8 protein-coding genes are annotated in these 12,680 nt (G+C 37.5%); 1 reads left to right on the top strand and 7 read right to left on the bottom strand.

All coding sequences use genetic code 11. The features are described from left to right. Positions 1-4: 4 nt before the first annotated feature. The 5 genes from DSM106972_RS22050 to DSM106972_RS22025 form a co-directional block, all read right to left on the bottom strand. Positions 5-1,957, bottom strand: coding sequence for an ATP-binding protein (locus DSM106972_RS22050; protein WP_127082732.1), 1,953 nt, complete (start codon positions 1,955-1,957; stop codon positions 5-7). 129 nt (positions 1,958-2,086) lie between these two features. Next, the gene (locus DSM106972_RS22045) at positions 2,087-4,102 is read right to left on the bottom strand and encodes a WD40 repeat domain-containing serine/threonine-protein kinase (protein ID WP_127082731.1); all 2,016 of its coding nucleotides are present in this window, start codon (positions 4,100-4,102) and stop codon (positions 2,087-2,089) included. Positions 4,103-4,770: 668 nt separating this feature from the next. Next, positions 4,771-5,403, bottom strand: coding sequence for a hypothetical protein (locus tag DSM106972_RS22040; protein ID WP_127082730.1), 633 nt, complete (start codon positions 5,401-5,403; stop codon positions 4,771-4,773). Further along, positions 5,403-5,957 (bottom strand): tetratricopeptide repeat protein, encoded by a 555-nt coding sequence (locus DSM106972_RS51495; protein ID WP_127082729.1) that lies wholly within the window; start codon positions 5,955-5,957, stop codon positions 5,403-5,405. Before DSM106972_RS51495 ends, DSM106972_RS22040 begins: the two co-directional genes overlap by 1 nt. Before the next feature lie 30 nt (positions 5,958-5,987). Next, a complete protein-coding gene (locus tag DSM106972_RS22025) occupies positions 5,988-7,145 on the bottom strand; it encodes a HesA/MoeB/ThiF family protein (protein ID WP_127082727.1) in 1,158 nt (385 codons plus the stop codon). A 274-nt stretch (positions 7,146-7,419) separates the two neighbouring features. Between DSM106972_RS22025 and DSM106972_RS22020 the strand changes: the two genes are divergently transcribed. Then, the gene (locus tag DSM106972_RS22020) at positions 7,420-8,892 is read left to right on the top strand and encodes a Fic family protein (protein ID WP_127082726.1); all 1,473 of its coding nucleotides are present in this window, start codon (positions 7,420-7,422) and stop codon (positions 8,890-8,892) included. Positions 8,893-9,071: 179 nt separating this feature from the next. On the opposite strand, the gene DSM106972_RS22015 is transcribed toward DSM106972_RS22020, so the two are convergent. After that, positions 9,072-10,148, bottom strand: a complete 1,077-nt coding sequence (locus DSM106972_RS22015) for a serine/threonine-protein kinase (RefSeq protein WP_127082725.1) — start codon at positions 10,146-10,148, stop codon at positions 9,072-9,074. Positions 10,149-10,388: 240 nt separating this feature from the next. Then, the gene (locus DSM106972_RS22010; protein WP_127082724.1) at positions 10,389-12,623 is read right to left on the bottom strand and encodes a glycoside hydrolase family 57 protein; all 2,235 of its coding nucleotides are present in this window, start codon (positions 12,621-12,623) and stop codon (positions 10,389-10,391) included. Positions 12,624-12,680: the final 57 nt, after the last annotated feature.

Here is a 12,680-nt window from a genome sequence, read left to right as displayed (position 1 = left end):
AAATTTAAACAGTAAAATAAAAAGTGGCGCCAAATCCCACAGTACTCTCAGCCCAAATTTTACCTTCATGACGGTTGATGATTCGCTGTACTGTGGCTAAACCGATACCAGTACCTTCAAACTCTGCTTCGGAGTGCAATCTTTGAAAGGGTGAAAATAGTTTATCGTGGTATTTCATATTAAATCCAGCGCCGTTATCGCGGACAAAGTAGATTGGTGATTTGGATGCGCTGCCGTCTTTATTTTCAACAATGCCAAACTCGATACGCGCGTATTCAATGTTTCTAGTATATTTCCAGGCATTACCAATCAAGTTTTCTAACACAGAGTAAATTAGGCGTTTGTCAGCGAAAGCAGTAACACCTTCGGGAATACAAAATAAAACTTGGCGCTTTGGTTCTGTTACAAATAAGTCTTGAGATATAGCATATGCCATCTCGCTTAAATTGATTTTTTGTAAGTGTATCTCACTTCGACTAGCTTGTGAAAGAAACAATAAATCTTGAATAAGTTGTTGCATTTGCTTTACTGAATAGCTAATGCGATTTAAATAAACATTGCTAGTTGCATCTAATTGATTACTACATTTTTTGAGCAAAATTTGGCTAAAACTTTCAATTCGACGTAAAGGTGCGCTTAAATCGTGGGAAACTGAATAAGAAAAAGCTTCAAGTTCTTGATTTGCAGCTTCTAACTGTATTGTTCGCTGTTGTACTCGTTTTTCTAATTCCTGATTTAAAATGCGTGCCTCTGTTTCTGCTTGTTGACGCGCAATAATATCTTTTTCTAATTCTTCGTTGAGATTTTGCAAGGAAAATTGCTGATTTTCAAGTGTATTAACAAGTCGATTAAGCGAAACAGAAAGAGTTGCTATTTCATCACGTCCTCGTATTACAGGAATGTTAACTTGGTTATGACCAGCACGAATTTTTTCAGCAGCACTAGAAATTGCCAAAATAGGTTTTACTATACGATTCGCAACTAACCAAGATAAGAGAGCAGATACTATTCCAAGTACTACACCATAGATTAAAACTTGTCTTTGTAGTGTAATGGCGCCTGCAAATGCTATATCTGTTCTTTGACGTACCAATACTACCCAATTTAAACCAGGATAATCTAGATAACCTATACTCGGAGAAAACCCAGTTAGATATTGCTTCCCGTCTGACCAAGTTTCTACTGTGTAACTATTTTTACCTGTTTGGGCTAACTGAAAACTTTTTAGCTGACTTCCTTGTTGTTTAAAACTAGGTGGCGCCAGTAATATATCACCATTTTTGCTCAAAACAAGCATTTCTACCTTGTCGCGTTGGGCAACTGTGCGTAATACTGAATCTTGAACTTTTTTTGCCCACTGCCAACTGAGATGCGCTCCTAAAACTCCAATAAAATTATTTTGCTCTTTAACCTGTGCAGTTACATCAACAAACCGTAGTGGTTCACCAGTATGGTTAGGTAAAATTTGAGCTAGCATCAAAGCTTGGTGAACATCTCCTACATATGCATTTTGCATTTTGCCGTTGATAAACCAAGGACGAGTTGAAACGTCAAGACCTTCTAAAATTCCACCAGTGCTGACAAGGACTTTACCATCTGGACTTGCCAGACCAATCCAGGCATAATCGTTATAGGTATTTTGTAATTTTTCTAAAAGCGCGTGCTTGGCATCCTGACTCGAATCAGATTTATATAATGTTTCTAAAGTAGCCGCAATTTGAATATCACGATACCGCTCGAACATTCCTCTGTCAAGCTTATCTGACATTTGGTAAGATAAATCTGTAAAAAATTTTCCTGTCGAAGCTTCTAACTGCTTACTCGCAGTGTAGCCAACAAGTAAACTGAGCAAAATTGAAAGTATTAATGCTACACTGCCAATTGCTATACCTAGACGCAGCCTAAAATTTCTGCGCGGGTCAAGAACAGCGAAAACGCAGCGCCAATTAATACTCATGCATAAACCTTAAATTTGTGCGCTTCTTAATATATTATGTCGTTTTCACACAAGCTGTGACCGGCTCCAATTGTAAAGAAATGTATATTACAAATCTTAGACTTGCAAGTCAAGCACGCGCATTGTAGATTAATTATTTTTAGTTCGGCGCCATATCCGCAACGTTCTGTCGGCGCCACCACTAATTAATATATTACCGTCTTTGCTAAATGCGAATGTTTCTACAGTATCTCCGTGTTTGGCAAGGGTACGAATATTCTTTGCTGTGATGTAGTTCCAAATTTTGATGGTTTTATCGGTACTGCTACTCGCGAGTATCATCCCATCAGGGCTAAAATTGAGTGCGGTTATTTCTCCTGTGTGTCCTTCTAAACTACGAGCGAATTTTAAGGTTTCAACGTTCCAAATATTAATCGTTTTGTCACTACCACTTGCCAGGTATCTACCATTGGGGCTAAAAGCAAGTGAGTTTATTTTAGCGCTGTTGCTTGTAAATGTATGAATGAGGCGCCCGGTTTCAGTATCCCAGAGTTTGATACTCGAATCATTGCTACCACTAGCTAAAATTTTACCATCAGGACTAAAAGTTACTGCCCGTACTGCCTGAGTATGTCCATTAATAGTACGAATAAGTTCACGTGTTGAAAGGTTCCACAATTTAATAGTTTTATCATCGCTCCCTGAAGCTAGTATTTTTCCATCTGGACTAATAGATAAAGTCTTAACTGAAGCAGCATGTCCAGTTAATGTGCTGATTTCCTGACCATTGCCTAAATTCCAAAGTTTGATAGTACTGTCTTCACTACCTGTAGCTAAAGTTTGTCCAGAAGGACTAATTTTAATGACATTGACACGGTTATTGTTACCGAACAATGTTGAAATAGCTTGTCCTGTTGCTAAACTCCATAGCTGTACTGTCCGGTCATTTGTACTAGCAATAGTATTACCATCTGGTGTTATTGCTGTTGAGATAACGCTACTTTCATAACCCCTAACTGTCACAGCAAGATAAAAATTGGGCATAACACTGCTCATCGAGTCTAGCTGTCCTTCTGTTAATGCTTGATTTGGCTGACTGTTATATGGGTTAAGCGCATTAAAAGAAAACTGCTTGTACCAGAATTGTCCTAGTACTAAAAGCAGTACGCCAGCAACAATTGTGAAGCCAAGTTGAAGCTTAATATCACGAGTTGAAAATATTGATGGAGAAGTTGGTTTTAATTGAGGTGATTTAGAGTGCAAATCTTGAAGAACCTCATCAGCAGATTGATAACGCTGATGTATATCTTTTTTCAGTAATTTCTCTAACACCTTTGCAAAATTATTACTAACAGGAGCTTTTAAATAATTCTGCCAGCTACCGACCCAAGCATAACCATGTTCTGACCATAGCTTAAAAGGAGAAATTCCTGTTAGCAAGTGAAAAGCTGTTGCACCTAAGCTAAATAAATCACTTGCTGGATGTGCTGTTCCATCGCGAATTTGTTCAATAGGGGAATATCCATGTGAACCTATCGAAGTTCCTGTTTTAGAATATACTCGTGCTGTTAATTGTTTTGACGAACCAAAATCTATCAATATTAACTTTCCATCACTTTGACGACGCACTATATTTTGCGGTTTAATATCGCGATGAATTACTGAGCGTTCGTGAATGAATTTGAGAATCGGTAATAAATCTAGCAATAAACTACGTATATCTTCTTCATTATAAGGCGAATTTGATGCTTTTGCTTGGCGCCGTGAATTTAACTCACGTAATAAATTTTGCCCATCAATATATTGTTGAACTAAATATAAATAACTTTTTTCTTCAAAATAAGCAATTAACGTTGGAATTTGTCCGTGTTCTCCCAACTGTTGTAAACGTTGTGCTTCTTGTTGAAACAATTCAATTGCTTTTTTCAATGCCCAACTACTATCAGCTTTTGGTGCTAATTGCTTGATAACACACAGTTCATGTAATTTATCGATATCCTCTGCTAAATAAGTTCTACCAAATCCACCTTCATTACTAAGTACCCGTAGTACACGGTAACGATAGCGTAATAATTCCACTAGCGGGGCGCCGCAAGTTAAGCAAAACTTCTCACTATTCGGATTTAGCGGGTTAGGACAATCGGGATTTAAGCAGCAGATTGTCATTTGAATTTATTAAAATTTGACTTTGGGCAATTGAAATGTAAATGCGGAGAACAAAAAATAGGGCATTGAATATTCCCTATCCCATGTTGTTAAATTAACTTTATATGTGCCAAATTACATACATTGGCGACATCTGTTAGCTAAGATAATTATTCCCGTATTATACAAAGACATTTTAAAAATGAGGTGTTTTTCTTTGTACAATTTTCACAATCTTTTATTCACATTTTCATATTTATTTTGTATCTAATTCAACAAAATTATAGAATCATGTCATGCTGAGGTACGAAGCATCTCCAAAGGTTTGATTTTATTTTTACTATATTTAATTCCCATTATATTCTTATTTTATTGCTCTTCATCAGCAAAGTTTAAATTAAAAGAACATTAATTTTAAATCAATAAGCTTGAAAGTAAATCTTTTTACCACAGAGGCGCTAAGTATAAAAGTGGAAATCCCCCCTAACCCCCCTTAATAAGGGGGGAACAAGAGGTTAATTCTCAGCCTTAGTAAAAAAGACGAAAATAAGCCAATTCTTAGCCCCCCTTATCAAGGGGGGTTGGGGGGATTAATTGTATATTTTGTCATATTAAGGCGCCATCATTATAATTAATAATGTAGAGTAAAAGCCTTTGTTTAAACTCAGTAATAGTAGTAGTTATGACATTCAATTAATATCCATCCATTGAATATAGCTAGACTGTTCTATGACTCTAATGTCTTGCCATTGAATTTCTTCATAATTATTTAGCACACCAGTATTATTATCCTGCGTTACTGCGGATTCTATTTCGTTTCTGTCCTCTGTTATACTAGCTTGTATATCTGACAGCATCTCTGGCTCAAGCCATGATTTTCCACTACTGGAAAAATCTTCCAAAGTTCCAATTTCAAAATTTAGGATACGACACTTTCTGATAACTTCAGGAGATGAGGTAATAAAAATTACCTTTGACTCTAATATTTCCGAAATTTTTAGTAAACTTAAGAGGTAGCGTTCTAACAAACTATTTCCATCAATAAAGCATTGGTTATTATTCACATGATAAATAGCTTCATCAACAAAATAAACACTTCCATTGTAAGAAGTGTAAAATAATAAATCATTTGACTCTATTGATTTAACCAAGGAATTTATAACTGTGCTTGCCGCATCTGTAACCACTTGATAGTTAGCCTGACTGAGGTATGTTAGTTGAATATAAAAAAATTTTGGTAATATAACATCTTTACAAAAAAATGTTAAAATTTCGGCATATTCCATACATAAATCAGGTTCAATGCCGTATAAAATTTTCATTAATCTATACTCCTTAACTGCGAATCTTTATTTATATTTATACGAGGTTGATTTTTGTTGTTTAAGCTCACTATTCCAGAAACAACTACATTTATTTCTAAATAAGATGTTGGATTTATAAATTTGTTATAACTGTTTCTAAGTACGTAAGCATAAAATCCATTTAAGGCATTTTCTGTAAAATAAAAGTAAATTATAAAATTATCTTTATCAACATAAACGCCTTTAATTTTTCCTTTGACACTGATTGTGTGATTTACATACCTACGTATCTTTTCTATATCTAAAGCACTAATATATTCTTCATATATCTCAGTTTGTAAATAGTTAGTCAAATTGCGAGAGCTTGTTTTTACCTGTTGTATGCTATTAAGTTTTGCATACGCTAATTCTAAATTTTTGGCTGCTCGAAAATGATTAGGCTTGATATTAAGAGCCTGATTATAATCGCTTATTGCTTCTTGTAAATTTCCTATTATATTAAAACTGTTCGACGCTAAGAGCAGCAGGTAATGAAACTGCAGCTTTACGTGTTTGGTCTGCTGAACGGACAATTAAGGAAACTGAATCTGACATTGTTACTCCTATGTTTGGCAAAATTGAATTGCTATTTGACCTTTCGTTGTTTCGCAGTGTAATATCTCGTTCTTGGGTAGACATAAATCTTTGAGGGTCATATTTAACCCAGAACTAGTGAGGGAGAAATTTCTGATGACTTCAAAATCTCTTTCATGGCTACACTTGGGACAAGCCAGCTTGGATTCTGGAAATTGGCGCAGGGGAGTATTTACTTGCTCTTGATAACCGCAATCTGAATTTAGACATTGCATCAAGCCGATAACTTCGTTTCGCAGCCAAAGTAATGGTTCTTTGAAACCGTCTTTTTCCAGGTTTTCTAAAATTTCTTGGACACTGAGATTTTCGTTATATTCAACACTGATTGTTGGAGCAATATTTATGTCATGAGCAATACAAGCTTCTTGACGTTGAATTTGCACTTTAAAAGCCATCCAAGGATTTAAGCCAAGAAAAACCTTTTCACCTGGATTGAGTAAACCAGGTTTACCATGCAAAAATAAAAGAGCTTGCTGCACTTGCATGGCGCCAACTATTGAAGCTATTGGCGCCGTTGTGGGCATTGCTACATCTGGGATATTGCGTTTTAAACCCTGACAAGAGTACCGCTGGTTACGTCGTTCCCACATTTGGTTAGAAATGCCACACTCGTAACAAGCTGCTTCTGTATTGGGGTCAAAGAAACTTACTTCCCCTTCAGCTACACCAATACCCCCATTTATCCAAGGAATTCCCGCGCGATAAGCTAGTTGATTAATGTAATAGCGAGCATTGATGCTATCGAGACAACCAATTATTACATCATGCGCGCGGACATCTCCAATACCCAAACCAAACTCTAAATCACTGTGGATAGCTTGAATTTGTATTTCTGGGTTAATTTCTAGCACCCGCTGACGAGCAACCTCTACTTTTGGCAAACCAATATCAGACTCGCGAAACAAAACAGAGCGTGTAAGGTTAGTAACTGAAACCGTATCAAAATCAATTACGGTAATATTACCAACACCCAGCAAAGCTAAATTCTTTAATACTTCATTGCCTAAAGCACCCGCTCCTGCAACTAATACTTTTGAACCTTTGAGTGTGTTTTGCTCCCACCAGTCAATTAGATGATGCCTATCGTAGCGGCTCTCTTGAATTTCTGTTATTACAAAAGAGTCCATATTTACATCCGGAAACTTCTATTTATACAGTTCCCAAAATCAAATAATAAAATTACAATAAATATACTGAAATTTTCTATTATTTTAAGATTGGCTTGCAAAAAATATTAAGTGAATATGCGTAATTTGTGTATATATAAGATTCCTTTTTGATTTTTGAGATACTACGTAAGGTGGGTACTACCCACCAAGACCTGGATGTGGTGGGCGGTGCCCACCTTACGGATTAAAGGATTAGGATTAACTGCGTAAATCATAAAAAAGCGAGGAAAATATGGTACAAGCTACTTATGTTTGGAAGCCAATTGAGAATTTACCAGAAGATTGGACAGAATTTGCTTCTACTGAGTTAGAAAGTCTTGCTGAAATATGGAAAGCTCAGGCTAGTAAACTTCAAAAATCTAATGCGTTAAATAATTTTAATGAAAAACTGAGTCGAGAGTGGGCAATTGAGACTGGTATCATTGAGAACATTTATTATATTGATGAACCAACAACACAGCTTTTAATTGAAAAAGGAATTAATGTTGATTTAATGCCCTTTGGTACAACGGACAAACTAGCATTAGAAATTGTTCCACTTTTGAATGCTCATCAAGAAGCTTTAGAAGCGCTGTTTAATTTAGTACAGCAAAAGCGGTCACTTTCAATTTTCTTTATTCGAGAGCTACATCAAATTATAACGCAGCATCAAGAAACGGTTGATTCGGTCGATGCTTTTGGGCGTAAAGTACAGGTCACTTTATTACAAGGACAGTGGAAAAAACATTCTAATAATCCAACTAGGAAAGATGGAGCATATCATCAATACTGTCCTCCTTTACAAGTTCAAACTGAGATGGAGCGTTTAATTAATATGCATTTGGAGCATATTAAAGAACAAGTTACACCAGAAATTGAAGCTGCTTGGTTACATCACCGATTTACGCAAATTCACCCTTTTCAAGATGGGAATGGAAGGGTAGCACGGGCATTAGCATCACTAGTTTTTATTCAAGCTGGTTGCTTTCCTTTAGTTATTACTCGCAATGTAAAAGACGAATATATTGATGCCTTAGAAGCAGCAGATAGGGGAAATTTATCTAATTTAGTTCATTTATTTACAAAACTACAAAAGAAGTTGTTTACTAAGGTTTTAAGCCTTTCAGAAAATAATGTTATTGAAAATGAAGTAGTTCAACAAGCTATTATAGCAGGAATTACACGCATTAAAGCTAGAAAAGAAAAAACAATTACGCTAACACAGAGTCAGTTGTTTGAACTAGCTCACAAACTAGAAAATATTGCAGAACAAAAGTTTGGACTAGTGGCTTTAGAATTAAATCATAACTTAAAACAACTAGAAGAAATTTATTTTGCAGATGCTGAGAAAAGTAATGAAACTAACAATTACTGGTTTAGACAACAAGTTATTCAAACTGCGTCTTCTTTAGAATATTATGCAGATACTAGAACTTATTGTTCTTGGGTAAGGTTAAAAATCAAAGAGGATAGGCAAACTGAAATTATTATTTCTTTTCATGCATTAGGGTTTGAGTTTTTCGGTCTATTGGCAGCATCTGCTTTTATTCAGTATCGGGATATAAGTGAGGGACAAGAAATTTTAGTGGTTAGTCCGCACGTTTTATGTAATGAAGTTTTTCAATTCTCGCATATTGAGCAAGAAGATTCTGTTATTCAACGCTTCAATGTTTGGTTAGAAGATGTTCTCTTAGTGGGAATAGACCAATGGAGAAAACAACTTTAATTGATTATAATTTATTCCTATAATGTTTAATAGAAGTCTTGTGGAATGGGCATCCTTGCCCGTCCTGATATGAAGAACAGGCAGGGATGCCTGTTCCACAATTTTACATGCAAATTACAATCCACAATGTATTTAATTTTTGAATTTTATTATATTTAGTTAGCAAGGAGTTAATGTTATTACGGTAAGTGGTTTCGCTTTCGCATGGCTTGTTTTTGTTTTAATTTTTCTCGCCATTCACGTATGGCTATTGCTGTTCTTGTCACATGTGTTTTATATCCTTCTGGAATTTCTAAGCTGTTACTGCTGCTAGTGGCGCCTAAACGTTGGCTTGTCATACAGTTGTTTAAGGTTGGTAAATACGATTCCATCCCTAAGTCCCACATTACGTCTTCTGCGTTTTTGTAACGTTCTTCAAGAGGTATTTTTACCATTTTGGATAATACTTTGGCGAAGTGGTCACTAATTTGTACTTCTTTTTGCCAAGCTATTTCTCCATTGTGGGCATCATAATCAAACTCTAACGGCGCCTTGCCTGTTAACATGAATAAACAAGTTACCCCAACTGCGTAAACGTCGCTTGCGTAAACCGGACGTAGCGAAAATTGCTCTGGTGGTGCAAAACCCATTGTTCCAACAAAATTTGTCGTTGCGCTTTTAGAGTTACCATCACTGCTTTTTGCTAGCTCCTCTTTTACGGCGCCAAAATCTATTAGTACCAATCTACCATCGTCATCGCATCGCAGTAGGTTGTGTGGTTTAATATCACGGTGAATTACTTTGTGTTTGTGAATGTACTGTAATACAGGCAGTAACTCGCGTAAAAATTGTTTCACGACTCCTTCGCTTTTTGGCCCAGTTCTACGAATTTCGCGTGCGAGTGTTGAACCACGTACATATTCTTGCACGAGGAAAAACTCACCATTCATGTCAAAGTAATCTAATAACATTGGTATTTGAGAATGATTACCAAGTTTTCCGAGAGCTTTCGCTTCTTTCTCAAACCGAACACAAGCACGTTGCCAGCTTTTTGGTTTTGTTACCTTTGGGCAAAGTTGTTTAATTACGCAAAGTGGGTTTCCTGGTAAAGTCATATTCTTAGCTAAGAATGTGACTCCAAAACCACCTCTACCTAAAACTCGTTGAATTTCGTAGCGGTCACGAAACAGTTGCTTGGTACCGCATAATTGTCCAAGCTGGGTTTCGTGCAAAACATCATCGTGAAAATCAGACACTTTGTGAGATAAACGATTCATTAGAGTATTGCTGGTAATAAGTTAACAGCTACTTTGCAATGTCTTTAATTTATCCGCGATTCGAGCTTGGCGCCAGTAGCATTACCGTATCTTTGCAAAAACCTAATGTTTCTCCGAAGTATCCGGATTTCAGTACTTTTAAAATGTAAATTATACAACAAGAGAATAGTGCTGAGTAATGAGTGCTGAGTGCTGAGTAATAAGTAAACTCAGCACTCAGCACTCAGCACTTTCCACTTTTTATGGGACTTCAATTGGGACTAAGGTGTTTTCTGGCAAGTAACTGTGAAATTTTTCTTCTTCGCTAAGTATTAATACTAGCCGTAGAGGGTAATCGGGGGGTACTTGTAAATCAGCCCAAGGTACTGCGATTTCCAAGCAGTTATCCATTGCTACTTGCGCTCGACTGCTACGACTGTGCCATTGAAAGTTTTCTCCAGCTTCCTGGAATTGAATTGATTGTGTGATTAAGTTAACTTCTAAATGGTGGTGATAGTGGTAGTTTAATGGCTCCGTGTTTGGAACGGATGTTAGGGGTATGGGGCTGTTGTGCATGGTGCGGTCTGGATAAAACCACAGTAGGTTTAATTCAGCGGGTATATCTTGTCCTGGCTGTACTCCAACTTTGAAGTCTAAGCGTAAGTAAAAGTTAAGGTGGTCGGCGCCATACCACAATCTTTGTATTGCACTACTGTTATGCATTGTACCTCTGGCGCCACCAATTTCCATGCGTCCAGCTTTGTCCCAGTCTTGTTCGTCACCTTTGCCGTTAATAACTGGATGGATAAAACTGGCAGGACGACAGTCACCTCGCGCTGCATGACTTTCTAGTGGTTGGCGTAAATAAGAGGGTATTGGTTCATTGAGTGCTTTGTATATACCGTAAAGGTGTTCGCGGAATAACTGGTCAAAAATGGCATCTTGGTTCGAGGAATGTCCTTCACCAAACCACCAAAACCAGTCTGAACCCTCAGCAGCATATAGCGCTTCCCAAGCTTCGGGGTTACTTTCCTCGGTTGCTTCTGGATGGCTTGCTAATACTGCACGCGCTTCTTTAAGATAATCCCACGCACGGTTTTTTACTGGGTCGCCGATCCAAGTGGTAAAACTTCCATCAACCCATGAACCACTATGAAGTTGGGCGCTTGGTATTGTAGCAGTTGGAGGAAATTGGTCTAAAAATTCGGCGACGGTAACAAGTTTGATATGGGGTTCGTTACTCAAACTTCGATACAAAGCTTCTAAAAACGGTTTACCATCTTGCTGGTAATATTCCCAACAATTTTCACCATCTAAGGCAATTGTCACCAACCAAGGCTGTTCAGGTTGCCGTTCACGCTGCATTTTGGCGATGGCTTCAAGATGTCCTATTAAATCTGCTGCTGCTTTTTTAGGAGGCATTGAACCATAAGTAAAACCTATCAAATCTGATAAGCGATGGTCACGAAAAACTATTGCTAAATCACCCGCAGGTGTTTGCAAGCGATATGGTCGATATAGCAATTCGGGTTCTAAGACATTTCCTGCTGCGTTACGGTTGAAAAATCTTTTTAAAGTCCAACCTAAAACTGCTTCATCCGAGCAAATCCACTTAAAGCCTTGTTTTATGATATAAGGCAATACTGCTGGACTAACCGATTGTTCTGAGGGCCATAGACCACGCGGTTCACGTCCAAATCTGTCTAAATATAAATCCCAAGCTTTACGTAAATGTCGAGGAATATCTTCTGCCCACTCAAACCGAGATTGCGGTAGTGTCATATTTGGAACTGCCACACGTCCCGAATTTGTATCAGCAAGCAAGGGCATAATTGGATGAGTGTAGGGAGTAGTTGTAACTTCCAACTGTCCCGCCATTTGCATTTTACGATGTTGAGGAATAATTTGAGCTAAAATTTCGCGTTGTTTCGAGTAAATGCGCTGACGGTCACTCAATGTAAAATTACGGTCTTGCTTTAGCCAAGCAGCTATTTCGGGGTCATCCCAAAATAGAGGGTCAATCCACGCTAAGTTGTGCCAAGCTAGCAAATCACCATATTCTGATTCTTGCCAATTTTCAAAACACCAATTTACACCATTGTTATTACGTTGCTCGTATAACTCTGAGTAACGAGGATGAGGGTCAATTAGGGTGTGGTGATTGGCATCGAAAAAATGTTCAATAATAAACGCGCGCTGTTCGCGACTAAGATTTTCTGTAGGTGTGAGAGTCGCTTCTAAATAGGGGTCAAATGCAGTTCCCGCGATATAATCTTCGAGTTGTAATATTAATGACGGTACTAAATTGACAGTTTGGTGCAACTTTGGATACTTTTCTAAAAGCAGCACTAAGTCCAAATAGTCTTTTGTACCGTGCAATCGTACCCAAGGAAGGCGGTATTTTTGAGTATCGGTACTACTAATACCAATCTGAGGGGATTTGTACAGAGGTTGATGCTGATGCCAGATAAAAGCTACGTGGAGAGGATGAGGCATAAAAATTTGTATGAGTTGGGGGTAGAGACGTGATTAATCACGTCTATACAGAGCTGA

The sequence above is a fragment of the Dulcicalothrix desertica PCC 7102 genome (assembly GCF_003991905.1).
Taxonomy (GTDB): Bacteria; Cyanobacteriota; Cyanobacteriia; order Cyanobacteriales; family Nostocaceae; genus Dulcicalothrix; species Dulcicalothrix desertica.
This window is presented reverse-complemented; position numbering and strand designations above follow the sequence as displayed.